The sequence below is a fragment of the Microbacterium luteolum genome (assembly GCF_039533965.1).
Taxonomy (GTDB): Bacteria; Actinomycetota; Actinomycetes; order Actinomycetales; family Microbacteriaceae; genus Microbacterium; species Microbacterium luteolum.
Genome location: NZ_BAAAUN010000001.1, coordinates 3,482,475 through 3,508,495, shown reverse-complemented (window position 1 = coordinate 3,508,495; position 26,021 = coordinate 3,482,475). Strand labels below are relative to the sequence as shown.

Below are 26,021 nucleotides of genomic sequence, written 5' to 3'. Positions count from 1 at the left end.
CCCCCAGCCGGCTGCCCGTTCCGGTCGCGATCTCTGCCGCCCCTGCCCGTTCCGGTCGCAGTTCTGGCCGCCTCGGCGCCGCGCAGGCGGCATGGAGTGCGACCGGAACACCGGATGCCGGCGGTCAGCGCCCGCCGGGCACCCCCGCCACGAGCTCCGCGAAGACCTCGGCCGCCGTGTCGAAGCGGATCAGCGGCGCGACCTGCCCCATCCAGAGGCCCTGCAGCTCGCCGAGGCCCTGCTGATTGGCCGCGGTCCGGAAGCGGCCGGTCAGCCAGTTCTGCATCGGGAAGGGCGCGATGGTGCCGCTCGCCTCGATCGCGCGCACTACCCTGTTGCGTGCCCCGCGCGCGAGCCGACCGCTCATCGCCCGGGTGAGCACGGTCTCGTCGGCGGCGGTGGCGCGGATCGCCGCCCGGTGCGCATCCGTCGTCGCGGACTCCTCTGTGGCCAGGAACGCCGTGCCGACCTGTACGCCCGAAGCGCCGAGTGCGAGGGCCGCCGCGACGCCGCGCCGGTCCGCGATGCCGCCCGCCGCGATCACCGGCACGTCCACCGCGTCGACGACCTGCGGGATGAGTGCGAAGGTCCCGACCAGCGAGTCCTCGGCAGGACGCAGGAACGAGACCCGGTGCCCCGCGGCCTCCATCCCGGTCGCGACGATCGCGTCGACGCCGCCCTCCGCGAGCGCGACGGCCTCGGCGACCGTGGTCGCCGTTCCCACCACGCGGATGCCGCGCCGACGGGCCTCATCGACAAGCTCGGCCGACGGCACGCCGAACACGACGCTGAGCACCGCCGGCGAGATCTCCCAGATCGCCTCGAGCTGCTCGTCGAGCGACGGCAGGTACTGCTCGGGCCGCGCGGGCACGTCGACGCCGACCGCCTCGTAGAACGGCTCCAGCGCCTGGGCGAAGATCGTGTGCTGCGGATTGGGCGCGACCTCGTCGCCGGTGGGGAGCCAGATGTTGACCCCGAACGGCCGCTCGGTCGCGGCGCGCAGCTCGGCGCCGGTCGCGCGGATGCGGTCGCCGTCGTAGCCGTACAGGCCGAACTGGCCGAAGCCGCCCGCGTCGCTCACGGCCGCGGTCAGCCCGACGGAGGAGAGCCCGCCGTACGGACCGAGGAAGATCGGATGCTCGATCCCGAGCAGCGTGCGAAGGTCACTCATGCTTCGAGCCTCCCACCTCGTTTTCGAATCGCGCAACCGGTCGCCGGTGCTACCCTCGCTGGAGGAAGGGAGAGCGCGCATGAGCGAGTGGTTCGGGCAGATGCTGAGCATCCTCGCGACCGCGCTCGGGCTCGTCTCGATGCCGGATGCCGCGGCCCTCGGTCTCGCCGTCGCCCTTCTCGCCGTGACCGCTCTCACGCTCGCCGTCGTGCTGAGCGTGCGCCCGGTGACCGGGGCCGACGAGCCGCATCCGTTGCGCGCCATCGACGTCGGCACCCTCCTCGCGCAGAGCGATCCGGATGCCGCGGGCCATCCCCGCCCGCGGGAGCCGGGAGTCGCGACCGCCGCGTAGTCCGTTCACTCGGGACAACGCGGCCTTCGCCGACCCTTCCCGACGTCTCGAACGGACACCTCCATGGACCCCTTTGCCTTTCCCCCTCTCGCCGCCCTCCTGAACGCCGCCTACGGCGCTCTGGTCGGGCTCTCCACGCTCCTCGAGCCCCTCGCCGGGGCATCCGCCGCGGCCCTCGCCGTCGTCCTCGTCACGCTGCTCGTGCGGGCGCTGCTCATCCCGGTCGGCATCTCGCAGGCCAAGGCGGAGCAGACCCGATCCCGCCTCGCCCCGAAGCTGCGCGAGCTGCAGCGCCGCCACAAGAAGAACCCGGAGCGCCTGCAGAAGGAGACGCTCGCGCTGTACCGCGAGGAGAACACCTCCCCCTTCGCCGGCATGCTGCCGGTGCTCGCACAGGCTCCGGTCATCGGCATCCTCTACACGCTGTTCATCCGGACCGACATCGCGGGGCACGCCAACGATCTGCTCGCCCACGATCTGTTCGGCGCTCCGCTCGGCACGAGCCTCGTGTCGGCGATCTTCGGCGGCACCGCGACCGCCTCGACGTGGCTCGTCTTCGGCGCGCTGCTCCTCGTGATGATCGCGGTCGCGGAGGTCACCCGTCGCGTCTTCCGCCCGACGCCCGTCGAAGGAGACGATTCGCCGATGAACTCGCCGACGATGCTGCGGATCGCGTCGGCGCTGCACTACCTGACCGCCGTGTTCGCGGTGTTCGTCCCGCTCGCCGCGGCCCTGTATCTCACGGTGACGGTCATCTGGACGCTGGTGCAGCGCGTGATCCTGCGGCGCCGGTTCCCGCTGGCGGTCCCCGTGCGGGCATGATGCTTCGCGTGCGAGACGGCGGATCAGTCGGGCAGCGGGATCGGTGCCGTGAACGGGCCCGACGCGCCGTCTCCGCGGCGTCCCCCACGCGCACCGAGCGTGGTGCCGACGCTGGCCGCGATGACGAGCACGACCGCCAGCAGCCGGAGCGGGGTCGCGTCCTGGCCGAGGATCAGCCATCCCGCCAGCGTCGCGAACGCCGGCTCGAGGCTCAGCAGTACGCCGAACACCCGCTGCGGCAGACGCCGGAGCGCCGCGAGCTCGAAGCTGTACGGGATGACCGATGCGAGCACCGCGGTGACCGCTGCGAGCAGGAGCAGCTGCAGGTCGGCGGCGACCACCGGCACGGTCGGAACACCGACCGGGAGCAGCAGCACGGCCGCCACGACGAGCCCCATCGCCAGTCCGCTGTTGCCGGGGATGAGCGCGCCGACGCGCGCGCCCAGCCGGATGTACATCATCCAGAAGCCGGCCGCGATGAGGACGAGGACGACGCCGAGCGGGTCGAGCGCTTCCGCGCCGACGAGTCCGTCGATTCCCAGCAGCACCATGCCGAGGAGCGCGACCCCCACCCAGGCGGCATCCGCGAGTCGCCTGGTCAGGACGGCGGCGAGCACGAGCGGCCCGAGGAACTCGATCGCGACCGCTGGACCCAGGGGGATGCGGTCGATCGCCGCGTAGAAGAAGCCGTTCACCCCGGCCAGCGACACCCCGAAGAGGATCACCGTCAGCCATTGGCTCCGCGTCCATCGGCCGGGCCGCGGCCGCACGATGACGACCAGGAGGAGGGCGGCGATCGCGATGCGGAGCGAGGTGACTCCCCAGGGGCCGAGCGCCGGGAAGAGCTGGGACGCGACCGCCGCGCCGAACGGCAGGGAGAGGCAGGACCCGACGACGAGTGCGACCCCCACGAGGGGACCGGATGCCGCGGGCTTCTGCACCCGTCCAGCCTAGGCGCGATCGCCGCGACGGCCGCGTCGTGTCGGTGGTTCGTCCCGCGTCAGAGCGCCTTTCCGCCGGTCACCGCGATCACCGCTCCGGTGACGTACGACGATTCCGTCGACGCGAGATGCACGTAGGTGCCGGCGAGCTCCGCCGGCTGTCCGGCGCGTCCGAGCGGGGTGTCGGCACCGAACGTCGCGAGGCGCTCGGCATCCCATCCGGTGGCGGGGATCAGCGGCGTCCAGATCGGGCCGGGAGCGACGGCGTTGACGCGGATGCCGCGCGGCCCCGCTTCCTCCGCGAGCGCGGTGACGAAGGCGACCTGGGCGGCCTTGGTCATGGCGTAGTCGATGAGGCCTGGCGAGGGCTGCGATGACTGGATCGACGACGTCACGATGATGCTCGCCCCGGGCTCGAGGTCGGGGTAGGCCGCACGCGCCGTGAATACGAGTCCGGCCAGGTTCGTGTCGAAGACGCGGCGCATCCGCTCGGTGGAGAGGGTCTCGAACCCGTCGATGTCGTGCTGGTACGCGGCATTCAGCACCAGCACGTCGAGGCCGCCGAACTCGCTGCGCGTCTGAGCGACGATATCCGTGGCGAACGTCTCGTCGCGCACGTCGCCGGCGAGGCTGAGGCCCTGGCGTCCAGCTTCCCGCACGAGGGCGAGCGTCGCGTCGGCGTCGGCCTGCTCCTCGGGCATGTGCGCGATCGCGACGTCGGCGCCCTCGCGGGCGAAGGCGATCGCGACGGCCCGTCCGATGCCGGAGTCGCCGCCGGTGATCAGGGCGCGGCGCCCCTCGAGGCGCCCGTGCCCGACGTAGCTCTCCTCGCCGTGATCGGGCGTCGGTGTCGTGCGGTCCGTGAGACCCGGCTGGTCCTGCTGCTGCGCAGGGAAGCCGTCTTCGCGGTGGGCGTGCCGGGGGTCGGATGTGCTGTCGGCCATGCTGGCTCCTCGTCTGCTCGGCGTGTGCTCAAGCAGGCGTCGCCCGAGCGTCAGCGACGAGCCTCCCCGACGGCAGGCATCGCGGGCAGGGGGTTGACAGCGGAGACCGCCGGACGGAGAGTGCCCGCTAGACCGGGGCGCTGACCGGTGCGTCTCCCGAACCCGACGCTTCGCCCGTGTCGGAGGGTTCGGGCACGAGGTACAACCCGCTGGGGGCGTTCGCCGTGAAGGCGAGCGCTTCGATCCAGGCGCGGTTGATGGAGGGCTGACGGCTGCCGAAGTACTTGAAGACCAGCGAGCTGCTGGGCTGGATCCAGACCGTGGTCCGCCCGCCGCCGACGCTCGCGTCCTCGCGCCAGCTGAACGGGAACGGCTCCCCACGACGCAGCTTGGCCGTGATGACGAGCTGCAGGTGCGTGAGAGCGCGATCCTCGATCTCGGTCTTCACGCCGCCCTCGTAGACGAACTTGCCCATGTTCTCCTCGGTTCTCGGGTGCGGCGGCCCGACGAGCCTTGTCCGATTCATCCCCGTCTGCGTAGCGTAGGGCCTATGGGCATCCTGTACTACGGTGACGCGAGGAATCCTATCCAGATCGACGATCTGGTGCTGGCACACCTCAAGGTGGTGATCGCGACCAAGCTGCGTCGGAATGAGAGCTTCACCCTATCGTGGCGGCATCCCGACGGTGACCCCGAGGGCCGTTCGACGATCTGGCTCCACCCGTCCATCCCCCTGCGTTTCACGTTCGAAGATCCCGTGGTTCCGGAACTGCAGCCGGAGTGGATCACGGCGATGGCGACGTCGGCGAACTCCAGCGGCGGCATCACCCTGCTCACGGCCGACATGATCCCGAAGGACGAGACGGACGAGGCGGTCGAGACCGACGAGACCGACGCTTCGTGAGAGGGAAGTCAACCCCCTCACGCAGAACCATGAGCGCCGCCTAGTTTTGTGAGACCGACCCGAGGAGGCCACCGCCATGAACGCACGACACATCGACGACCGCCCCGACGAGGGCTACACGCCGACGACCACGCATGCGGAATGGGGTGCCGGCAACCCGCTCCTGCGCATCACGCGCGACGATGAGCGATCGGAGTTCGCTCTCGAGGCCGACGTCGTGCGCATCGGCTCCGCCGAGGGCAACGAGCTGCGGCTGGCCGACACGGATCCCGTGCACGCCACGATCACGCACGACGAGCGCGACGAATACGTCCTGACGCTCCACGGCGAGGGCGAGATGAACGCGAACCCCAGCGCGGATGCCACCCACGACGGCGACGCCACCGAGACCCTGCGCACCGGAGCGCGGTTCACCGCCGGGCCGTGGACCCTTGTCTTCGCGCGAGAGGAGTTCGCCGATCACGGGCGCCCCTTCGGCGGCCGCAAGGGCGGCGAGTACTCCGACCAGCCGTTGCAGCCCCCGCGTCCCGACTACGCGGCAGGTGAGGCGCCCCAGTCGGCCACCGAGCCGCTGCCGGAGGATGCCGCGTCCACCGACGCCCCGCAGTCCAACGAGCCGCAGTCCGCGCCGGACCGGGGCATCTGACCGGGAGACCCGCCGGACTCAGGACTCCCTGACTCAGCGTCCCGGCACGAGTCCGATGCGCAGCGGCGCCTCGGGTCCCGCGGCCTCGACGAGCGCCTCGTCGATGTCGAGCAGCGAACGGACAGACCCGACCGCGTCGGCGAACGGATAGGCGCGGCCGCGACCAGCGAGGAACGCCACCGCCTCCGCCAGCTCCGTACCGGTGTAGTTGTGGATGCCGGCGATGGTGACCAGGCGGCGCACGATGCTCTCGGCGTCGAACGGCACGGGATCGGCGGGGAACACGCTGCCCACGAGCACCACGGTGCCGCCGATCGCGACCCCGTCGAGCGCGTCGACCACCGCGTGCCCCGATGCCTCGATGACGACATCGGGCTCCCGCGAGAGGTCGCCGGCACCGAAACGTGCGGCCAGGGCCCGACGCGCCGGGTTCGGATCGAGCACCTCGACCTCAGCCCCGTGCTCCGCCGCGATGGCCGCGGCGGACAGACCGACGAGACCCGCTCCGTGGATGCGCACCGCCGCGCCGTCGAGATCGTGGTCCCGGCCCGCGCGCGACACCGCCGCCCACGCCGTCGCCGTCGCGCAGGACGCCGGAGCGAGGACGGATGCCGGCAGCGCCTCCGGCACGCGCACGATGGCGGTGCCCTCGCGGAGCTGCACGTGGGTTCCGAACGCTCCCGTGAGGTCGCCGTGCGCGCCGACGCGGTCGTGGCCGTACTTGCCCAGGGTCCGGCATTTCTGCGGCATCCCGTGCAGGCAGCGATCGCAGCTCCGGCAGGAGACCGTCACGGACCAGACCACGCGGTCGCCGATGCGGAGCGGGGTGCCGTCGACCGCGTTCGCCCCGGAATCGCCGGTCGCGATCACGCGCCCCACACTCTCATGCCCGAGCACGAGCGGGGTCGGGGCCGACCGCCGCCCCTGCACGGTGTGCACGTCGGAGCCGCAGATGGTGGACATCTCGACCGCGACCAGCACGTCGCCGTCGGCGAGCGCGACGCCCGGCACCGCGATCGTCTCGTGCGGATGCCCCTCGCCGATCCACACCATCGCGGTGGCCGCGGGGCGCAGGGCGACGTCGCGCCGGTGGCCGGGCGGACGGATCAGCAGTGTGCCCATGTCGCGCCGCGTCTCAGGAGGCCGGGACCGCGCGCAGCAGTCCGCGATCGGCGAGCACGTCGCGGAGGTCGGTGACGTCGTCGAGCACGGCATCCGCTCGCGCGCCCTCGAGTGCGGCCCGGTCATGGGCGCCGCTGAGGACACCGGCGACGAAGCCCGCCCCCGCACGGAGTCCGGACTCGACGTCGCTGACGGTGTCGCCCGCGACGCCGACCGCCGCGACGGAGGACGTCTGCGTGCGGAGCAGAGCGGTGAGCACCAGGTCGGGGGCAGGGCGGCCGCGGCCGGCGTCGATCGGCGAGAGCACCAGGTCGACGAGTCCGTGCCAGCCGAGCCCGTCGATCAGCGCGTCGCGGGTGACCGGCGCGAAGCCCGTGGTCAGCACGACCGTGAGTCCGGCGTCCTTGAGCCCCTGGATCGCATCGGCCGCACCGGGGATCTCCGTGACGCCCTGCTCGGCGACGATCTCGGCGTACGCCCCCTCGAAGGCGGCGGTCGCGTTCTGGGCCGCCTCGACATCGCCGCCGGCGAGGTGGGTGAAGACATCGATCTTGGACTGGCCCATGGTCACGCGGACGTGATCGAGGGCCTCGGCCCACGGCATCCGGTCGGCGACGCCGGTGCGCTCGGCCGCCCGCTGGAAAGCCTGCTCCACGACGCCGTCGTCGAGCACCGTGGTTCCTGCCATGTCGAGGACGAGGAGTTCGAGAGGAGTGGTCATGATGTTCCTTCCATTGCGGGTGCCCACCCGAAGGCGGCGGTGAGATTCTCTTCGGCGAGCCCCAGACCCGTGGTCATTCCGATGCCGGTCGTCGCGGCGAGCACCAGCGCGCCCTCATCGCCCCGCTCGATGAGGAACTCCTGCGAGCCCTTCGCGTAGACGCCCTGCCAGCGCTCGAGCACGCGCGGCGTCGGCATGTCGAACAGCGCCTCGGCCTCGGCGAGGAACGCCGTGAACGCGGCCTCCGGCTGGAAGGGCGCCGGCGAGGTCGCTGTCGCATGGGAGTCGCCGATGATGAGCGAGCCGTCCGGCAACTGGGTGTACATCTGGTTCAGATCGAGGGCGGCGAGGTCAGGGCGCTCGGCGTGCAGTCGCTCGCGGAGCGCGGCGGCCTCCGGCCCGTCGAACCGCCCGTAGCGCACCAGCGACCAGCCGGTGAAGAGGGGGGCCGCGAGCGGATGCCGGAACGTCACGGCCGCACGCATCATGTCGAGCGCGCAGCGGACGACGCCGTGGCGCTCGGCGACCTCGGGGAGCAGCTGGTCGATGTCGTGATTCACGGCGACGACCACGTTCGCGCAGCGGAGGGTGCCGCGCGTCGTGTCGACGCGACCGGCTCCCAGCGCGGTGACTCCCGTGCGGAACCGGAACTCCACGCCCAGCGCCGCGAGGTGGCGCACGATGGCTGCGGCCGCAGTGCGCGGGTCGGTCTGCAGGTCGGTCTCGATGTGCGCGCCGCCGAGGAGCCCCTCGCGCCGCAGCGGTGCGTGGCGGAGGAGCTCGTCCGCCTCCAGCATCCGGATGCCGCCGAGCCGGGCGGCCGCCTCGAGCACGGCGATCTCGTCGTCGTGGCGGGCGGCGACCAGCGTGCCCGATTCGCGCAGCCAGAACCCGGCGTCCTGGGAGAGACGGAGCCAGAGCTCGCGGGAGGCGTCGGCGTAGCGCCGGGCCTCTCCGCTCTGCGCCCCGATGCAGAGGTGCCCGAAGTTGCGGATCGTGGCTCCGGTCACGGCATCCGCACGGTCGACGACGATGACGCGAAGGCCGCGTCGGACCGCCGCGTACGCGGCGCCGAGTCCGACGATGCCGGAGCCCACGACCACGAGGTCGGCCGTGTCCTGCGCGCCGTTCATCGGAACACCTTCCGCATCCACATGGCGAGGCCCTCGACGACGAGCACGGTGGCGAGGATCATCAGCACGATCGCGGTCACGGTCTCGTACCGCGACCCCTGGCTGGCGTTCAGCAGGTAGTAGCCCACGCCGCCGCCGCCGACGATGCCGAGGATCGTCGCCGCGCGGATGTTGGTGTCGAGCATGTAGAAGCTGTGGCCGATCAGCGCCTGCATCCCCTGCGGCACGGTGGCCGACGTGTACGTCTGCAGACGGGTGGCGCCCACGGCGCGCAGTGCGCGCTCCGGTCCGCGGTCGACCTCTTCGAAGGAGTCCGCGATGAGCTTGCCGAGCAGACCGATACCGCCGATCGCGAGCGCGATGACGCCGGCCTGCGGGCCCAGCCCCGTCACCACCACGAGCACGATCGCGAGGATCAGCTCGGGGATGCCGCGGATGCCGACGAGCAGGAACCGTGCGACGCCGCGCGCTCCGGAACTCGGTGCGACGTTGCTCGCTGCGAGCGAGCCCAGGACGACGGAGGGAAGCAGGGTCAGCACGGTCGCTGCGAGTGCGATCGCGACGGTGTCGCGCATCGCCTCGAACATGACGGTCGCGTCGTAGCTGCCGAAGGAGGGCGGCCAGAACTTCGCGGCGACCTCGGGGAGCTTGCCCCAGAAGGTGAAGAAGTCGAGCCAGTTGATCTGGCTCACCACGACGCTGCCGACCACGATGAGCACGGCGACGATGCCGGCGATCGCGTGCTGCACGCGCTGCGCCGTCCACGGGCGGCGCACGGCCGTCGCGGGGCTGGCGGCCCAGGCCGGGCGGGTGGTCGTCGGCTCGGCGCTGCGCCCGCGGAGTCGCGGGTGGACGATGCGGTCCATCCACGAGCGGGTCTGCTTCTGCTGGCCGAGCATCGCGCCGCGCACCATGCTGGAGACGATCTCCATCACGATGCAGAGGACGAAGATGACCAGGGCGATGCCGAGGCCCTTGCCGTAGTTGAGCGCCTTGAAGGCGTACGACATCTCGAGTCCGAGGCCGGCGACGCCGACGTAGCCGAGCACGACGCTGCCGCGCAGGTTGATGTCGTTGCGGTGGAGCACCGTGGCCACCCAGCTGGGCAGCACCTGAGGCAGGATGCCGGAGGTGAACTCCTGCATCTTCGAGCCGCCGGCGGCGCGGATCGCGAGGCGGGGCCCCTCGTCGATCTGCTCGATCGCATCGGCGAACATCTTCGAGATCATGCCGATCGAGTGGATGCCGATGGCCAGGATGCCGGGGAGCGTGCCGAGCGAGAACATGAGGACGAAGGCCATCGCGAGGACGACGTCCGGAAGCGCGCGGGTGAGCACGCCGATGAAGCGGGCGGCCGCACGCCATCCGTTGCCGGGCGTGGTGTTGGAGGCGGCGAGGTAGGCGATCGGCACCGAGAGCACGGCGGCGAGCAGGGTGCCGACGAGCACGAGGCCGACGGTCAGCGCGATCAGCCAGGCGAGGTCACCGGGCTCGGGGAACGACAGGCCGCCGACGCGGGCCATGAAGTTCTCGGCGTTGCCCCAGCTCTGCACCATCGCGGGGATCGAGATGCCGACCTCGTTCACGGCGAGGATGCCGACCACGAGGAGCGCGAGCAGCGTCAGCGACGCCGCGATGCGCTCCGGGGAGAGCGGGCGCCGCGGTGCGCGCGCGGCGACCCCACCCGGGGCCCCGGAGCCCCCGGAGTGGGCGCCTGAGCCTGTCGAAGGGCCCCTCCCCTGGGTCCCTGACCCTGCCCCCTGGGTCCCTGAGCCTGTCGAAGGGCGCACGACCGTCATGACGCAGCCACCTGCGACGCGGCTTCGGCGAGTTCCATCGTGACGGCGGCGATCTCGGCGGTCGTCGTCGCGACGCGGCCGTAGATCTCCATGACCTCGGCCTTGGTGAGGTCGGTGGTCGGCATGTCGAGCACGATCTCGCCGTGCCGGAGGCCGACGATGCGGTCGGCCCAGGAGATCGCGAGATCGACCTGGTGCAGGCTGCAGACGACCGTGAGCCCCTCGTCGGCGGCGATCTCGCGGATCAGCGCCATGACCTGGTCGCTCGATTCCGGGTCGAGCGAGGCGACGGGCTCGTCGGCGAGCAGGATGTCGGGCTTCTGCATGAGGGCACGGGCGATGGCCACGCGCTGCTGCTGTCCGCCGGAGAGGGTGTCGCTGCGCTGATACGCGCGGTCGAGCAGGCCCACGCGATCGAGGTGCTCGAGGGCGGTGAGCTTCGCGGCCTTCGAGTAGCCCCAGAGGCCGAGGCGCGGACCGCGCACCCCCGAGAGGGATCCGGTGAGCACGTTCTCCAGCACCGTGAGCGAGGGCACGAGCTCGAACTGCTGGAAGATGAAGCCCACACGGCTGCGCAGGTTGCGCAGCGCCCGGCCCTTCAGCGCCGGCACCTGCTGGCCGAGCACCTCGACCGACCCGGCGGTCGGGAGCTCCAGGCCGTCGAGATGGCGGAGCAGCGTCGACTTGCCCGAGCCGCTGAGGCCGAGAAGCACGACGATCTCGCCGCGGGAGACCTGCAGCGAGGCGCCCTTCAGCGCGGTGGTGGACCCGAAGGTCTTCGTCACGCCCTCGAGGCGGATGAGGGCATCGGATGCCGCGTTCATGGGTTCTCCTGGTGAGATCGAGCGAGAGGTGGATGGCCCTTCGACAGGCTCAGGGACCCACTGGGTCGCTGAGCCTGTCGAAGCGCACGGTCAAGCGGGCTCGGGGCGTCAGCCCTGGCACTGCTCCGCTTCGGTTTCCTTGCAGATGTCGCGGATGAGGTCGTAGTACGCGTCGTCGACCGGCTTCGTGGCGTAGAAGACGCTGCGGAACGAGTCGGAGTCGGCGCTGTCGATGCCGGCAGCGATGATGTCGTCGATGGTGATCTCGGCGAGGCCGTCGACCAGCTTCTGGGAGACCTCCTCGGGGAGCGTCGACGAGAAGACCAGCGGGGCACCCGGCACCATGGTCTCGTCGATGACCTTCACGGCGTCCGACTTCTCGACCTCGGAGTCCTCGGCGAAGCCGGCCTCGCACTCGACGCCCTCACCGGTCTTCTGCACGCTGACGTCGTGCTTGCCGGCGAACACCGGCGTGATGTCGGTCTTCGGGTCGATGCCGGCCTTGAGCAGGTTGTACGAGGGGAAGAGGTAGCCCGACGTCGAGGACGGGTCGACGAAGCAGACCTTCTTGCCCTTGAAGTCGGCGATGCTGGAGATGTCGCTGTCCTTGGGGACGATCGCCTGCGAGTAGTACCCGGGCTCCTGGCCCTCGTCCGTGACGATGGAGGAGATGGGCGTGAGCTTGGCGCCGTTGTTCGTGGCGGTGACGTAGGTGAAGCCGGAGAACGACGCGACGTCGACCTTGCCGGCGACCGCGGCCTCGATCAGGGCGGCGTAGTCGGTGGACTCGTGGTACTCGACCGTCTTGCCGGTGATCTCGGCGATGTAGTCCATCAGCGGCTGGTAGTTGGTCTCGGTGTCGACCGAGTCGGGGACGACGCCGAAGACGAGGGTGTTCTCGTCGACCGCGAAGCTGGTCGTCGACGACGACTCGTCGGCTCCTGGGGTGCCGGTGGCCTCGGCCGAGCCGGAACAGGCGGCGAGACCGAGGGCGAGGATCGCCGCGCCGGCGAGGGCAGGGAGAGCGCGAAGCTTCATGAGGACCTTTCAGGGTGGGAGGGGTGATCCACGGAAGACTCTCGCACGCACTCGGTCGAGATATATACCTAACTTGGAAGAGTTCAACGGTCGTTTACCCGCCATTCGCCTGAGTGAACTCTGACGGAACGAGGTGCCGCTCTCCGAGGTGATCAAGTAATGTACCTATGTGGCTGAAGCTGTGTACACCCAGATCGCGGACGACCTCCGCGACCAGATCGCCGCGGGCGCGCTGCGTCCGGGCGATGACGTTCCGACCGAGGCGGAGCTCGCGGAGAAGTGGCACACCTCGCGCGGCCCCATCCGCAATGCGCTGGCCGCGCTGCGCGGTGAGGGCCTGATCGAGACGAGCCGCGGACGACCGGCGCGCGTGGTCGCGCGGAAGGCGAACCAGGCCGTCGACGTCTCCGTCCCGTTCACGCGATGGGCGCGGGAGCTCGGCGTTTCCCCCGGTGCGCAGACACAGGAGCTGAGTCTGCGGCGCGCCGGCGACCTCGCCGCCGCACTGGGCGTGGAGCCCGATGACACGATCGTCAGCGTCGTCCGCCTCCGACTGCTCGACGGGCGTCCGACGATGCTGGAGCGCCTGGCGTACACCGAGGTCGCGGGTCGGCGGCTCTTCGAGGTCGACCTCGACGAGGTCTCGATCACGGAGCACCTGGCGTCGGTCGGGCATCCGATCGTGAGCCTGCAGCACGTGATCGACGCCGTGGCGGCGGATGACCAGGACGCCGTGCTGCTGCGGGTGCCCCGAGGCACGCCGATCCTGCGGCTCAGCCGCACATCGCGGGATTCCGAGGGCCGGATCTTCGAGGCGTCGGAGGACAGGTACCTCAGCGAGGTCGTGCGGTTCACCGTCGCGGCATCCGGGATCTCGAACGACGGTCACTACATGCGGGCCGTGGGCGGCTAGAGGCGCACTCGCCGCATCGGCAGTTCCATCCCGACGTCGGACGCGACGAAGTCGCGATGTCCGGAGGGACAGAAGGCGATCGCGAGCGCGCAAGTGTTTCAGAAGCCAGAAAGACCGCGCTCGCGATCGCAGCGCTGGGGACGCTTTATCTGGGGAGCCTCCAGGATATTTCGGAGGAGGGCCCTGATCGTAGGGCCAAAGGTCGAGACCTTTCGTGGACTTTCGTCCACATTCGCGGAGAACTCACGCGATGCGTCGGCCCACTATACCGTGCCGCGGCTCACGCGATGGGAAGGCGGGCGGAGACCAGCCAGTGTCCGTCGACCTCACCCGCACTGAACTCTCCACTCGCGCCGATCACCCGCTCCGCCATCCGGCCGAGGCCGGTGCGGCTGGAGGACAGTTCGCGTCGGGGCGTGGTCGGGAGGGGACTGCGCAGCGTGAGCGTTGCCGCGTCGTCGTCGATGTCGAGACTGATGAGCACCTCTCCGGGTCCGGCGTACTTCAGGATGTTCGTGGCGGACTCGCGCACGATGCGCGCGAGCACGATCTCGGCTGCGCGCGGGATGCGCTCGTCCCGAAGGTCGCCTTCGAGGCGCACGGGGTGACCGGCGGATTCGAACTCCTGCCGGGCCTCGTCGATCGCGTCGGCGAGGTCACCCGTCTGCATCTCGGCGGAGCGCGGTCCGTCATCCGCGAGTTCGATCACGAATCGGAGATCCGCCATCGCCTTTCTCGCGGCGACGCGGATCGCCTCTCGTGAATCGTTGCTGGTGGAGGGGTCCTCGAGCATCTGCACGTGCAGCGCCACCACGGTGAGGTGGTGGGCGATGCTGTCATGCAGCTCGCCGGCGATCCATCGTCGCTCGGCGAGCACTGCTTCTTTCTCCTGTTCCGCCTGCTCGATGAGTTGCAGTTCGAGTCGGCGGCCCCGCGCGAAGGCCAGCCGCAAGGCGAAGCCCACAGCGCCGGCCACCGTGGCGAAGACGAGGTACAGCCCGACGTTCACGTTGGCTTCGGCGTCGCCGTTTGCGACGAGCGCCGCAGCGACGAGGAACGCACCTGTGTAGGAGAGGATCAGGGAAGTCCACCCCAACCGCATGACCAGCCCAGCGGCGACAGCGGCGGCGGTCAGAACCTGAAGCTCTGACCCGGGGATGAAGGAGAGGGCGAACACGGCGCCGAGGGCGCATGTCGCGATGAGGGGCTTCCAGAGGTAAAGAGTGAACGCCGCCGTCGAGGCGATGCTCACGAGCAATGCGATCGGGTTCACCCCTGGTGTGGTGAAGAAGCCTATGAGGTCCGTGGCGACGGTGATGGAAACGATGACCAGAACGACGATCCGCTCGATCGTGCTGAGCTTCTCACCACGAGCCAAGCGGAACGTATCCGCGGATGCTCGGGCTGAGTGGTCGAAGGCCATGCTTCACTATCTCCTATTCGCCAGGTAGCCTAGCTGTGAAGACCAAAGAACTTGCCAACCTGCTGCCAGAAAGTCATAACACTCACCTCCGATTCCTAGTCGTTTGTCGATGTCTGTACCCATCTTCTCGGCGCAGCGCAGTGAGCACATCTGACTTGCAGCTAGACCTTTTTGGCCAAAGGTCTACATACGAGCAGGCCCCAGCCCGCGCCGTTAGGCTTCCCTCATGCCTGACATCCGCGTCCTGATCGTCGACGATGACCCCCTGGTCCGCTCGGCGCTCTCGCACTTCGTCTCTCGCGACCCCGAGATCAAGGTGATCGGACAGGCGGAGGACGGCGTGGAGGCCATCGCGACGGTGGAACGCGAGCAGCCGGATGTCGTCATGATGGATGTGCAGATGCCGGAGATGAACGGCATCGAGGCCACCGGCGCCATCGTCGAGCGGTGGCCCCACGTGCGGGTTCTCGCCGTGACCACGCTCGACGGTCGAGACACGGTCCTGCCGATGCTGAGTGCCGGCGCTTCCGGGTACCTGCTCAAGGACTCCAGCGCCGAGGAGATCGTGGTCGGCGTGCGCGAGGTGTTCAGCGGTCAGAGCTCCCTCTCGCCGCGCATCGCGTCGATGCTGATCAAGCACGTGCGCGACTCCGAACCCCTCACGGGGGATGCGACGGACCTCGAGCCGCTCACCGATCGCGAGTCCGAGGTGCTCCAGTGCCTGGCGAAGGGCATGTCCAACGCCGAGATCGCCCGGGCTCTCATCGTCTCCGAGGGCACGGTCAAGGCGCACCTCGGACGGATGATGTCGAAGTGGCACCTGCGCGACCGCGTGCAGATCCTCGTGGCCGCGGCTCACGCCGGGCTCGTCAACTTCCGCTGACGAACTCTCGGGTCGCTCCGCTCACACGGCGAGCAGCACGATCCCGAGGACCACGACCAGCGATGCCGCGATGCGCCACCACGGTCGCGACTCCCGCAGCACCACCACGCCGAACAGGCTGACGAGCACCACGCTGACCTCGCGCAGGGGCGCGACGAGGGCGACGGGCGCGATCTGTACGGCGGTCAGCACGAGGATGTACGACAGCGGCGACAGGATGCCGAACACGAGGATCCGCCGCCAGTGCAGGCGACCGAGCGCCCAGACCGCGTCCCAGCGCCGACGCACCGCGAACGAGTAGAACGGCACCTGCAGCAGAGTGGTCCCGACCATGAACGCGACCGGGGAGAGGTTCCAGGTGCGCACCGCGTGCGCATCCCAGATCGTGTAGATCGCGATCGCGACACCGGTGAGCAGCCCGAACAGCAGGCCGGGGTCGATCCGACGGGTCTGCGCTCCCATCCCCCGATCGACGAGACCGATCGCCACGACGCCGACGATGATCGCGGCGACGCCCACGAGCGCGACGGCCGAGGGCCGCTCGCCCAGCAGCAGCACGGCGACGATCACCGACAGGAACGGTCCGGTGCCGCGCGCCGTCGCGTACACGGTGGACAGGTTCCCCTCGCGGTAGCCGCGTTGCAGCACCACCATGTAGCCGACGTGCAGCGTCGCGGAGACGCCGACGCCGAGCGCGAACGAGCCGAGATCCTCGGCGCCGAGCCCGCCCGTGAACGGCACGGCGCCGATCCACACGAGCGTGCTGCTGACGGCGCCCCACCACAGGAAGGGGAAGCCCGCTCGGCTCACACCGTGCGCGATGACATTCCAAGCCGCGTGGGCGATGGCGGCGCCGAAGACGAGGACGAACGCGAGAGGGGACATGACGAGACCCTTCCGTTCGACGCGGGCGCGACGAACAGGGTCCTCCGGGCTTTTGTCCTGTCAGATGACGGCTCGCCTGCGGAGGCGGACCGTGGCGCCGCTCGGACCAGTCGGGCGCGAACCCCGGAACCCTAGGCGCTATCGCGGTACACCATAGTCGATCGTCGCGAACGGGAGATGAACAGGTCGAGAGCGTCGTGCCGCCTACGATCGAAGGACACCCCTGCAGGAAGGTCACGCCATGCCCGTCACCCCGGATGCTCTCGCCCACGCCGAGGATCTCGCCGACTTCGTCGCCGCCTCGCCGTCGAGCTATCACGCGGCTGCGGAGGTCGCGCGCCGCCTCGAGGCCGCCGGGTTCACCCGACTGCAGGAGGAGGACGCGTGGCCCGCACAGGCCGGCGGCCGCTTCGTGGTCGTCCGCGACGGAGCCGCGATCGCCTGGGTGGTGCCGACGGATGCCGCGGCGACGACGCTCGCGCACGTCTTCGGCGCGCACACCGACTCCCCCGGGTTCAAGCTCAAGCCGCAGCCGACCACCGGCGCCCGCGGATGGCTGCAGGCGGCGGTCGAGGTCTACGGCGGCCCGCTCCTGAACTCCTGGCTCGACCGCGAGCTTCGCCTGGCCGGTCGCCTCGCCCTCGCCGACGGCCGGGTGGTGCTGGCCGACACCGGACCCCTGCTGCGCCTGCCTCAGCTGGCGATCCACCTGGACCGCGGTGCGAACAACGGCCTCTCCCTCGACAAGCAGACCGAGACGCAGCCCGTCTGGGGCCTCGGCGACCCGACCCAGGCCGACATCCTCGCCGAGCTCGGCGCGTCCGCCGGCGTCACGGCATCCGACATCCGCGGCTACGACGTCGTGGCCGCCGACACGGCACGCGGCGCCGTCTTCGGGAAGGATGACGCGTTCTTCGCCTCCGGACGCCTCGACGACCTCGCGTCCGTGCACGCCGGGGTGGTCGCTCTCGGCGAGATCGCCGACCGTACGCGCACGAAGGCCCCGATCGCGGTGCTCGCCGCGTTCGACCACGAGGAGCTCGGCTCGGCGTCCCGCTCCGGAGCTGCGGGCCCCTTCCTCGAGGACGTGCTCGAGCGCCTGTACGCCGGGCTCGGCGCCGATGCCTCCGATCGCCGACGGGCCTACGCCTCGTCGTGGTGCCTGTCCAGCGACGTCGGCCATTCCGTGCACCCGAACTACATCGCCAAGCACGACCCGGTCGTGCAGCCCGTGCTCGGGTCCGGCCCCATCCTGAAGCTCAACGCCAACCAGCGCTATGCGACGGATGCCGTCGGCACGGCCGCCTGGCGGGCATGGTGCGAGCGGGTCGGCGTCACGACGCAGGAGTTCGTGTCGAACAACTCCGTGCCGTGCGGCTCGACGATCGGCCCGATCACCGCGACGCGCCTCGGCATCCGCACCGTCGACGTCGGCATCCCGATCCTGTCGATGCACTCCGCGCGCGAGCTCGCCGGGGTCTCCGACCTCTACGACCTCTCCCGCACCGCGGAGTCGTTCTTCACGGCCTGACCCCCGGCACGCCCGCGCAGTGCCAAGATGTGTCCATGACGGACATCAAGCCTGCTCTCATCGAGCGCGCGGGCATCGAGATCATCCCCGAATCCGAGCGGAACGCGAAGCCGCGCGACCTGTTCTGTCCCTGGTTCGCGGCGAACGTGTCGGTGTTCGGCATGTCGTACGGATCGTTCGTGCTGGGCTTCGGCATCTCGTTCTGGCAGGCGACGCTCGTGTCGATCATCGGCATCGTGGTGTCGTTCCTGCTGTGCGGGCTCATCGCGATCGCCGGCAAGCGCGGCTCGGCGCCGACCATGGTGCTCTCCCGTGCCGCGTTCGGCGTGCAGGGGCAGAAGGTGCCGGGCATCATCTCGTGGCTGACGTCGATCGGCTGGGAGACGTTCCTCGCGATCCTCGCCGTGCTCGCGACCGCGACGATCATCACGCAGCTCGGCGGTGACGGCGACAGCGTCGCGCTGAAGATCATCGCGACCGTGATCGTCGCCGCGCTCATCGTCACGGCATCCGTCCTCGGGTATCACACGATCATGAAGCTGCAGTCGGTGCTGACCTGGATCACCGGCGTCGTGACGGTCCTCTACATCATCCTCGCGGCGCCGAGCATCGACCTCGCGGCCGTGATGGCGCGCCCCGACGGCGGCATCGGCCAGGTGATCGGCGCCCTCGTCATGGTGATGACCGGCTTCGGACTCGGCTGGATCAACATCGCCGCGGACTGGTCGCGCTACCAGAAGCGCACGGCATCCGACGGCGCGATCGTCGCCTGGAACACGATCGGCGGCTCGGTGGCCCCGGTGATCCTGGTGGTCTTCGGCCTGCTGCTCGGGGGCTCGGACGACGAGCTGATGAACGCGATCGCCGCCGACCCGATCGGCGCACTCGCCTCGATCCTCCCGGTCTGGGTGCTCGTGCCGTTCCTGCTGACCGCTGTGCTCGCGCTGGTCTCGGGCGCGGTGCTCGGCATCTACTCCTCCGGGCTGACGCTGCTGAGCCTCGGCATCCGCATCCCCCGTCCCTCTGCGGCCGCGATCGACGGCGTGATCCTCACGATCGGCACGGTCTTCGTGGTGTTCTTCGCGACCGACTTCCTCGGCCCGTTCCAGAGCTTCCTCATCACGCTCGGCGTGCCGCTCGCGTCCTGGGCCGGCATCCTCATCGCCGACATCCTGCGCCGCAGGAAGGACTACGACGAGGACGCGCTGTTCGACAGCCGCGGCCGTTACGGCGCCTGGGACTGGACGTCGATCGGCACCATGGTCGTGACGAGCGTGATCGGCTGGGGGCTCGTGCTGAACGGCTTCGCGGATGCCGCACCATGGAACAACTGGCAGGGCTATCTGCTGTTCCTCGTCGGTGGCGCCGACGGCCCCTTCGCCTTCGCGAACCTCGGCGTGTTCTTCGCGCTGGTGCTGTCGTTCCTCGTGACGTACTTCGCTCGGGCCGCGAAGATCCGGCGGCAGGAAGAGGCGTGAGCCCTGACCCGGTCGTTGAGCGAGGAGCGCAGCGACGAGACGAGACGCCGTCCCCCGACGCGTGGCTGGTGGTGATCGACCCGCAGACGATCTTCGCGGCTCCGGACTCCGCGTGGGGCTCGCCGTTCTTCGCCGAGGCGATGCCCCGCATCCGTGCGCTGGCCGAGGCCTTCGGCGAGCGCGTCATCGTGACCCGCTGGATGCCGACCGCCGACCGCTCGACCTCGTGGGGCGCGTACTTCGCGGCCTGGCCGTTCGCCGACCAGCCGCCGACGGATCCGCTGTTCGCCCTCGTGCCAGAGGCTGTCGGGCTGTCGCCGCATCCGACCCTCGATCTGCCGACATTCGGGAAGTGGGGCCCCGATCTCGAGGCCCTCGTCGGGCGCGGCGCGCACATCGTGCTGGCCGGGGTCTCGACGGACTGCTGCGTGATGTCGACGGCCCTGGCCGCAGCGGATGCCGGGGCGCACGTGACCGTCGCCGCCGATGCCTGCGCGGGGTCGACGGCCGAGAACCATGCGGCCGCGATCCAGGTGATGGGCCTGTATCCGCCGCAGATCACCGTGAGCGACACGGCATCCGTCCTGGCCGCGCGCTAGCTCGTCAGCCCGCCGCGCGCACGGCAGCGGCGATGTCGGCCGGCGAACCGTGCCAGGGCGCCCCGTGACCGGGCAGCACCCACGACGCCGACACCCCGGCCAACCGGTCGAGCGAGGCCAGCGCGGTGTCGGGCTCGTCGGTGAACGGCGCCGGCTGCGCGCCCACCTTTCCCGTGAGCACGTGACGCGTGGTGAGCGCGTCACCCACGAACACCGCATCCGCGACGGGCACGTGCACCGAGATGCTCCCCGGCGAGTGGCCAGGCATCCCGATGATCACGGGGGCGCCGGGCAGATCGAGCACGTCGCCGTCGGCGACCTCGACCACCTCGCTCACGTGATGCGTGCGCAGGGCGTTCTTGCGGATGCCGTAGGCGAAGAACCCGAGCGTCGGCCCGAGTCTCGCCGGCCCCATCGCCGTCTTCGGCTTCTCGCCGGTGCGCACGCGATGGGCGTCGGCCGCGTGGATGAACACCGGCACCCCGGTCTCGCGGCGCAGGCGCTCGGCGAAGCCGATGTGGTCGCCGTCGCCGTGCGTCAGCACGAGACCGCGGATGTCGGACATCGGCCGGCCGATCGCCGCGAGCTCGGCCTTCAGGTCGTTCCAGTGTCCGGGGAGGCCCGCGTCGATCAACGTGATCCCCTCCGGGACCTCGATCAGGTACGAGGCGACGATGTCATTGCCGAGCCGGTGCAGGTGCGGTGCGAGCTTCATGGCGATTCCTTCCGATGTTTGCGATGGCTACGTTACGTAGCTATCATGGCTATTGTCAATAGCCATGAAGGAGACGTCATGCCGACACCCGACCGCACCTCGCTCGAGCAGATCATCGCCGCCGGCCGCGAGATCCTCGACACCGCAGGATCCGCGGGCGTCACGATGCAGGCGGTCGCCACACGCGTCGGTGTGCGGGCGCCGTCGCTCTACAAGCGCGTGCGCGATCGGGATGCCCTGCTCTCCGCCATCGCCGAATCCGTGATCGACGACCTCACCGCACGTCTCGACGCCGCCGACGCGGACCTCACCGATATCGCCCAGGCCTACCGCGCCTTCGCCCGACAGCATCCCGAGGCCTTCCGGCTCATGTTCAGCGCCGCGGCTCCGCATGCCGCTCTGCAGCGCTCGGCCGCGCCGCTCATCCGCGCGGCATCCGCCCTGGTCGGCGACGACGACGCGCTCGACGCCGCGCGCCTGTTCACAGCCTGGGCGACGGGATTCCTGCAGATGGAGCTCGCCGGCGCCTTCCGCCTCGGCGGCGACGTCGATCGCGCCTTCGACTACGGCCTGCGCCACCTCGTCGCCGGGCTCACTGCCTGACGAGGATCTCCTTCACCACGCGGTCCAGGCCGCCCACAGCTCGGCGTAGGGTCCTGCGGCGGCGACCAGTTCGTCATGCGTGCCGGACTGCACCACCCGGCCGTCCTGCATCACGAGGATCCGATCCGCCGTGACGGCCTGGCTCAGCCGGTGCGCGATGACGATGCCGGTGCGTCCGCCGATCGCGGCGAGCGCGGCCTGGTCGAGCAGCTCGGCATCGGCGGATCCCGCCTCGGCGGTGGCCTCGTCGAGGATGACGACGGATGCCGCGGCGAGCGCGACCCGCACGAGGGCGAGGTGCTGCGTCTGCCCCGGCGTGAGCGGCAGCCCCGCTTCTCCGACGACCGTGTCGAGGCCATCAGGCAGGGCGAGGATCCACCCCGCGCCGAGCTGGTCGATCTCACGACGCATCTCCTCCTCGTCGGCGTCGCTGAACAGCGCGAGGTCGTCGCGGATCGACCCGGCGAAGACATGGGGCTCCTGCGTCAGCATCACCACGGCATCGCGCAGGTCGTGCGGATGCCAGGCCTCGATGTCGACCTCGTCGTGCCGCACGGCGCCCTCTCCATGAGGCAGAGCGCCGGCGAGCACCCGCGCCAGAGTCGTCTTGCCCGCGCCGCTCGCACCGACGACGGCGATCTTCTCCCCCGGCTCCGCCGACATCGACACGGCGTCGAGGTCGCGCTGTCCCGGTCGGTGCGCGAAACCGAGGTCCTGCACATCGATCGCGCCGCGGCGCGGAGCGGCGACGCCTTCGCGCGGGGCGGGCTTGGGCAGTCCGATCACGCCGAACAGGCGGGCGAGGCTGGCCCCGGCATCCTGCAGCTCGTCGATCCGGAACAGGAGCGTCCCCATCGGACCGAAGAGCCCGAGGAAGTACAGTGCTGCCGCGGTCGCGGCGCCCAGCCCGACCTGGCCGTCGGCGACGAGGAAGTAGCCGACGACGAGAACAGCCGACAGCCCGACCAGCTCGGCGCCGTTCAGGAACACGTTGAAGTCGTTGCGCACCTTCGTCGCCCTGACCTCGAGTCCGATGGCCTGTTCGCTCGCCTCGGCGATGCGCTCCAGGTGCTGCTCCTCGGTGCGCAGCGCGAGCACGGTGTCGACGCCTCGGACCGCTTCGATCGTGCGCTGTCCGCGCTCCGCGACCACGGCGCGGTGCCGCCGGTAGACCGGGGCCGAGCGACGCAGGAACCAGCGCAGCGAGAAGTACTGCACGGGGGCGGCCAGCAGCGCGGCGAGCGCGAACCGCCCGTCGAGCAGCCCCATCCCGGCGAGGCTCAGCACGATGCCGAACAGCGCGGCGAGGAAGGCCGGGAGCGCCTCCTCGACGACCTGGCCGACCGCGCGCACGTCGCCCGAGAGACGAGCGACCAGGTCGCCTGTCCCTGCGGCCTCGATGCGGGCCGTCGGCTGTGCGAGCGCCGTGCGGAAGGCCGCCTCGCGCACCTCGCGGATGGTCCCCTGCCCGAGTCGGGCCAGCAGCACGCGCCCCGCCCAGGTGAGCGCGGCGCCCACGGTGAGAGAGCCGACGAGGGCGAGGCCGTAGGGCAGCAGCGAACCGCCGCCCCGGGTGATGTCGTCGACCATGAGGCCGATGATCCAGGGCGCCACGAGCGCGGCGCCGACACCGGCGCACAGGGTGACCAGCGCCATGATCGTCAGACCTCGGCGACGCCCCAGCGCCGCGAGCAGCCCGCGTGCGGTGTCGCGACCCGATGCGATCGGCAGCTTCTCCTCCGTCATGACGCCGCTCCTCGCAGGTCGTGCACGCGATGGCAGGCCGACAGGAGCGAGGCGCGATCCGTGAGCAGGACGATCGTGCGCCCCTCGCTCGCGAGTCCTGCCGCGACCTGCGCCTCGGTGATCGGGTCGATCGCCGTGGTGGGCTCGTGCAGCACGAGCAGACGCTGAGGCTGATGCAGTGCGCGCGCGAGCAGCAGTCGCTGCCGCTGCCCTCCCGACAGCCGCAGTCCGCGTTCGCCGATGCGCTCGTCCAGCCCGTCGGGCAGTCGGTGCACGACCTCGTCGAAGGCGGATGCCGTCAGATGGGCATCCTCGATGCGCTCGGCGATGTTCTCCGCGGCCGAACCGGTGAACACGGCCGCGTCATGCGGCGGCGCGAACACCAGCGCGCGCAGCCCCTCGCGCCCGAGGTGGGCGGCATCGATGTCGTCGACGACGAGCTCGCCGCGAGCGGCTTCCCTGCGCCCGCCGAAGAGGCTGGCGAGATCCGAGATCCGCTCTGGATCGGCGCGGATGCCGGTGACCTCGCCGTCGGCGATGTCGAGGCGTCTCCCGTCGACGACCACCTGGGCGACGATGTCGCCCCCTCCGGTCGAGGTCGTCGGCGCGGCATCCGGAGCAGCCGAAGCCTCTCCCGCCTCGTCCGCGAACTCGGCGATGCGCGTCGCCGAACCGTGCTTCGACGCGACCTCCGCCGGCAGGTATCCGAGTGTCGACAGGGGGCCGCGGATGGTCTGCGCCAGCCCCATCGCGGTGACGAAGCCGCCGACCGTGATCGCCTCGTCCAGCGCCAGCCACCCGCCGAGGACCGCGATGCCGGTGAAGGCGAGACCGCTGACGACGAGGTTGAGCGCCGTCAGCGCGGCGGCGGCCTTCTCGGCACGATAGGCGGCCTCCGCGGCGACCGCGCTCTCGGCGACGTAGCGCTCCGTCGCCCGCGCGGCACCGCCGAGGGCGCCCAGCACGCGGAGCCCGGTGGCGAAGTCGGTGCTCACCGCGTCGAGACGGGCCGCCTGCCGCTGCGCCTCGTACCCGCGCCGCCGCAGTCCGCCGCTCACGGCGTTGACCACGAGCGCCTGCACGAGCGTGCCGATCACCACGGCGACGGCGAGCGGCCAGGCGATGACCAGCAGGGTGATGCACGCGACGATCACGGCGGTCGCCGCGGCCGCCTGCTCGGCGACCACCCAGAAGAAGCCCGCCGTCTCCCCGGCATCCGAGGAGGAGATCGTGAGGACCTCGCCCGCCGGTCGACGGGTGCGTCGGCGCAGTGCCAGACCGAGGATGCCCTGCCGGAGGGCGTGCTCGCCGCGCGCGTAGACGACGGTGCCGACGCGGTCTCCCAGCTGCCAGGCGCAGATCAGCACCGCGAAGACCGCGACGAGGAAGACCAGCGACCAGGCGAGCGCGACCGGATCGTGCGGGGCGATGGCACGGTCGATCACGACGCCGACCGCGACAGGAACCATCACCTCGGCGAGCTGATGTCCGCAGAAGCCCACGATCGAGAGCGCGGCGCGCGCGCGGCGTCCCGTGCCCCAGACCGCCTCCCGGAACACTCCGCCGACGGTCGTCACGAGAGCGTCGCCGAGGCAGGGCGGAACAACATGGGACTCCTGAGGTCGGTAAGGGTTACCTTACTAACCTAGTCGACGCTCGACCCGCGCCGATTCCGCCGGCGACCATCGCGCGCGCCGAACCGGAATACTGGCACACTGATGCGCAGGGAGGGGTTCCATGAGCACTGTCGCGCACGCCGAAGAGTCCGATCACCCGAAGAAGGCCCGTCGGCCGTGGCACCGCACGAAGGTGGCGTTGGGCATCATCGTGGCCGTGGTCGCGGTCGTGGCGATCATCGGGTCGATCAGCCCCTGGCCCTCGGCGATGATCATCCGCGCGGTGTTCACCAAGGGCGGCGACGCGACTGCCGCGGAGATGGACAAGCACGTCCCCGACACGAAGCTCGACGAGCAGCTCGACGTCTCGTACGGCGACGCGGGCGCCGACACCACGATGGACGTCTTCCGTCCGGCATCCGCCGACGGTCCGCTTCCGACCGTGGTCTGGATCCACGGCGGCGCCTGGATCTCGGGGGCGAAGGAGAACGTCGACCCGTACATGCGGATCCTCGCGGCCGAGGGCTACACGACCATCGCGGTGAACTACACGATCGGCCCGGAGGGCGTGTACCCGCTCGCCGTGCACCAGCTCAACGACGCACTTGCATACATCGACGAGCACGCGGAGGAGCTCGGTGTCGACCCGAAGCAGATCGTGCTCGCGGGCGACTCGGCCGGCGGACAGCTGGCGAGTCAGATGGCCACGCTCATCACCAGCCCGGACTACGCCGAGATCATGGGCATCAAGCCGACCCTCGCGGCCGATCAGGTCGTCGCCACCGTGCTGAACTGCGGCGTGTACGACCTCGCCGCCCTCGCCCGACTGGACGGCATCGCCGGCTGGGGCTTCAAGTCGGCGATGTGGGCCTACTCCGGTACTCGCACCTGGGCCGAGGACTCGACCGGGGCGACCATGTCGACCGTCGACTGGGTGACCGCGGACTTCCCGACGACCTACATCTCCGGCGGCAACGGCGACGGTCTCACCTGGCTGCAGTCGATCCCGATGGCGCAGCGTCTCGACGAACTGGGTGTCGATGTGACGACGCAGTTCTGGCCCGCGCCGCATGAGCCCGCACTGCCGCACGAGTACCAGTTCCACCTGGACATGCCCGACGCGCAGACGGCCCTGGAGAAGACGATCGACTTCCTCAACGCGCACACGACGCGCTGACGGCATCCGCCTCCCCCGCCGAGCGGCCCCTTTTC

Annotated in this window: 26 protein-coding genes; 11 read left to right on the top strand and 15 right to left on the bottom strand. The window is 70.5% G+C overall.

Annotated features, from left to right (window positions below; translation table 11 throughout):
* Positions 1-124: 124 nt before the first annotated feature.
* Entirely contained in the window at positions 125-1,171 is a 1,047-nt protein-coding gene (locus ABD648_RS16970; RefSeq protein ID WP_282216138.1) for an NAD(P)H-dependent flavin oxidoreductase, read from the bottom strand.
* 79 nt (positions 1,172-1,250) lie between these two features.
* Here ABD648_RS16970 and ABD648_RS16965 point away from each other — a divergent pair, with 79 nt between their 5' ends.
* The gene (locus ABD648_RS16965; RefSeq protein ID WP_282216137.1) at positions 1,251-1,523 is read left to right on the top strand and encodes a DUF6412 domain-containing protein; all 273 of its coding nucleotides are present in this window, start codon (positions 1,251-1,253) and stop codon (positions 1,521-1,523) included.
* 63 nt (positions 1,524-1,586) lie between these two features.
* Complete coding sequence (locus tag ABD648_RS16960; RefSeq protein WP_282216136.1) at positions 1,587-2,345, top strand: YidC/Oxa1 family membrane protein insertase; 759 nt, start codon at positions 1,587-1,589, stop codon at positions 2,343-2,345.
* A gap of 23 nt (positions 2,346-2,368) precedes the next feature.
* Here the strand turns inward: ABD648_RS16960 and ABD648_RS16955 are convergent, their stop codons facing one another.
* The 3 genes from ABD648_RS16955 to ABD648_RS16945 all read right to left on the bottom strand — a co-directional run bounded on the left by ABD648_RS16955 (position 2,369) and on the right by ABD648_RS16945 (position 4,705).
* Positions 2,369-3,286, bottom strand: coding sequence for an EamA family transporter (locus ABD648_RS16955; RefSeq protein ID WP_282216135.1), 918 nt, complete (start codon positions 3,284-3,286; stop codon positions 2,369-2,371).
* A gap of 59 nt (positions 3,287-3,345) precedes the next feature.
* The gene (locus ABD648_RS16950; RefSeq protein WP_282216134.1) at positions 3,346-4,230 is read right to left on the bottom strand and encodes an SDR family oxidoreductase; all 885 of its coding nucleotides are present in this window, start codon (positions 4,228-4,230) and stop codon (positions 3,346-3,348) included.
* Positions 4,231-4,357: 127 nt separating this feature from the next.
* Positions 4,358-4,705: a DUF7882 family protein gene (locus tag ABD648_RS16945; protein WP_282217448.1), complete on the bottom strand. Its 348-nt coding sequence runs from the start codon at positions 4,703-4,705 to the stop codon at positions 4,358-4,360.
* 75 nt (positions 4,706-4,780) lie between these two features.
* Between ABD648_RS16945 and ABD648_RS16940 the strand changes: the two genes are divergently transcribed.
* A complete protein-coding gene (locus ABD648_RS16940; RefSeq protein WP_282216133.1) occupies positions 4,781-5,134 on the top strand; it encodes a DUF7882 family protein in 354 nt (117 codons plus the stop codon).
* Positions 5,135-5,210: 76 nt separating this feature from the next.
* Entirely contained in the window at positions 5,211-5,780 is a 570-nt protein-coding gene (locus ABD648_RS16935; protein WP_282216132.1) for an FHA domain-containing protein, read from the top strand.
* 33 nt (positions 5,781-5,813) lie between these two features.
* Here ABD648_RS16935 and ABD648_RS16930 read toward each other — a convergent pair whose 3' ends face one another.
* From ABD648_RS16930 to ABD648_RS16905, 6 genes are all read right to left on the bottom strand, one after another.
* A complete protein-coding gene (locus tag ABD648_RS16930; RefSeq protein WP_282216131.1) occupies positions 5,814-6,902 on the bottom strand; it encodes an alcohol dehydrogenase catalytic domain-containing protein in 1,089 nt (362 codons plus the stop codon).
* A 13-nt stretch (positions 6,903-6,915) separates the two neighbouring features.
* The gene (locus tag ABD648_RS16925) at positions 6,916-7,623 is read right to left on the bottom strand and encodes an HAD family hydrolase (RefSeq protein WP_282216130.1); all 708 of its coding nucleotides are present in this window, start codon (positions 7,621-7,623) and stop codon (positions 6,916-6,918) included.
* The gene (locus tag ABD648_RS16920) at positions 7,620-8,756 is read right to left on the bottom strand and encodes a TIGR03364 family FAD-dependent oxidoreductase (protein ID WP_282216129.1); all 1,137 of its coding nucleotides are present in this window, start codon (positions 8,754-8,756) and stop codon (positions 7,620-7,622) included. The genes ABD648_RS16925 and ABD648_RS16920 overlap by 4 nt, the downstream gene beginning before the upstream one ends.
* Positions 8,753-10,555 (bottom strand): phosphonate ABC transporter, permease protein PhnE, encoded by a 1,803-nt coding sequence (phnE, locus tag ABD648_RS16915; RefSeq protein ID WP_282216128.1) that lies wholly within the window; start codon positions 10,553-10,555, stop codon positions 8,753-8,755. The genes ABD648_RS16920 and phnE overlap by 4 nt, the downstream gene beginning before the upstream one ends.
* The gene (gene phnC / locus ABD648_RS16910) at positions 10,552-11,379 is read right to left on the bottom strand and encodes a phosphonate ABC transporter ATP-binding protein (protein WP_282216127.1); all 828 of its coding nucleotides are present in this window, start codon (positions 11,377-11,379) and stop codon (positions 10,552-10,554) included. The genes phnE and phnC overlap by 4 nt, the downstream gene beginning before the upstream one ends.
* 108 nt (positions 11,380-11,487) lie before the next feature.
* Complete coding sequence (locus ABD648_RS16905) at positions 11,488-12,417, bottom strand: phosphate/phosphite/phosphonate ABC transporter substrate-binding protein (protein WP_282216126.1); 930 nt, start codon at positions 12,415-12,417, stop codon at positions 11,488-11,490.
* Positions 12,418-12,586: 169 nt separating this feature from the next.
* Between ABD648_RS16905 and ABD648_RS16900 the strand changes: the two genes are divergently transcribed.
* Positions 12,587-13,330, top strand: coding sequence for a GntR family transcriptional regulator (locus ABD648_RS16900; protein WP_282216125.1), 744 nt, complete (start codon positions 12,587-12,589; stop codon positions 13,328-13,330).
* Between the two features lie 280 nt (positions 13,331-13,610).
* Here the strand turns inward: ABD648_RS16900 and ABD648_RS16895 are convergent, their stop codons facing one another.
* Positions 13,611-14,753, bottom strand: coding sequence for a sensor histidine kinase (locus ABD648_RS16895; protein ID WP_282216124.1), 1,143 nt, complete (start codon positions 14,751-14,753; stop codon positions 13,611-13,613).
* 226 nt (positions 14,754-14,979) lie between these two features.
* Here ABD648_RS16895 and ABD648_RS16890 point away from each other — a divergent pair, with 226 nt between their 5' ends.
* Positions 14,980-15,636 carry a response regulator gene (locus ABD648_RS16890; protein WP_282216123.1) on the top strand — a complete coding sequence of 219 codons (657 nt, stop codon included), beginning with the start codon at positions 14,980-14,982 and terminating at the stop codon, positions 15,634-15,636.
* 21 nt (positions 15,637-15,657) lie between these two features.
* Here the strand turns inward: ABD648_RS16890 and ABD648_RS16885 are convergent, their stop codons facing one another.
* The gene (locus ABD648_RS16885) at positions 15,658-16,521 is read right to left on the bottom strand and encodes an EamA family transporter (RefSeq protein ID WP_282216122.1); all 864 of its coding nucleotides are present in this window, start codon (positions 16,519-16,521) and stop codon (positions 15,658-15,660) included.
* Positions 16,522-16,762: 241 nt separating this feature from the next.
* On the opposite strand from ABD648_RS16885, the gene ABD648_RS16880 reads away from it, so the two are divergent.
* The 3 genes from ABD648_RS16880 (at position 16,763) to ABD648_RS16870 (ending at position 20,129) form a co-directional block, all read left to right on the top strand.
* Positions 16,763-18,052 carry a M18 family aminopeptidase gene (locus ABD648_RS16880; RefSeq protein ID WP_282216121.1) on the top strand — a complete coding sequence of 430 codons (1,290 nt, stop codon included), beginning with the start codon at positions 16,763-16,765 and terminating at the stop codon, positions 18,050-18,052.
* 35 nt (positions 18,053-18,087) lie between these two features.
* The gene (locus tag ABD648_RS16875) at positions 18,088-19,530 is read left to right on the top strand and encodes a purine-cytosine permease family protein (RefSeq protein ID WP_282216120.1); all 1,443 of its coding nucleotides are present in this window, start codon (positions 18,088-18,090) and stop codon (positions 19,528-19,530) included.
* A gap of 68 nt (positions 19,531-19,598) precedes the next feature.
* A complete protein-coding gene (locus ABD648_RS16870; RefSeq protein ID WP_282217447.1) occupies positions 19,599-20,129 on the top strand; it encodes a cysteine hydrolase family protein in 531 nt (176 codons plus the stop codon).
* 4 nt (positions 20,130-20,133) lie between these two features.
* On the opposite strand, the gene ABD648_RS16865 is transcribed toward ABD648_RS16870, so the two are convergent.
* A complete protein-coding gene (locus tag ABD648_RS16865) occupies positions 20,134-20,844 on the bottom strand; it encodes an MBL fold metallo-hydrolase (RefSeq protein ID WP_282216119.1) in 711 nt (236 codons plus the stop codon).
* A gap of 78 nt (positions 20,845-20,922) precedes the next feature.
* Between ABD648_RS16865 and ABD648_RS16860 the strand changes: the two genes are divergently transcribed.
* Positions 20,923-21,447 (top strand): TetR/AcrR family transcriptional regulator, encoded by a 525-nt coding sequence (locus tag ABD648_RS16860; protein ID WP_282216118.1) that lies wholly within the window; start codon positions 20,923-20,925, stop codon positions 21,445-21,447.
* Between the two features lie 12 nt (positions 21,448-21,459).
* Here the strand turns inward: ABD648_RS16860 and ABD648_RS16855 are convergent, their stop codons facing one another.
* Complete coding sequence (locus ABD648_RS16855) at positions 21,460-23,193, bottom strand: ABC transporter ATP-binding protein (protein ID WP_282216117.1); 1,734 nt, start codon at positions 23,191-23,193, stop codon at positions 21,460-21,462.
* On the bottom strand, positions 23,190-24,770 hold the full coding sequence (locus ABD648_RS16850) for an ABC transporter transmembrane domain-containing protein (RefSeq protein WP_282216116.1): 1,581 nt from the start codon (positions 24,768-24,770) through the stop codon (positions 23,190-23,192). The genes ABD648_RS16855 and ABD648_RS16850 overlap by 4 nt, the downstream gene beginning before the upstream one ends.
* Before the next feature lie 160 nt (positions 24,771-24,930).
* On the opposite strand from ABD648_RS16850, the gene ABD648_RS16845 reads away from it, so the two are divergent.
* Positions 24,931-25,986 (top strand): alpha/beta hydrolase, encoded by a 1,056-nt coding sequence (locus ABD648_RS16845; protein WP_282216115.1) that lies wholly within the window; start codon positions 24,931-24,933, stop codon positions 25,984-25,986.
* Positions 25,987-26,021: the final 35 nt, after the last annotated feature.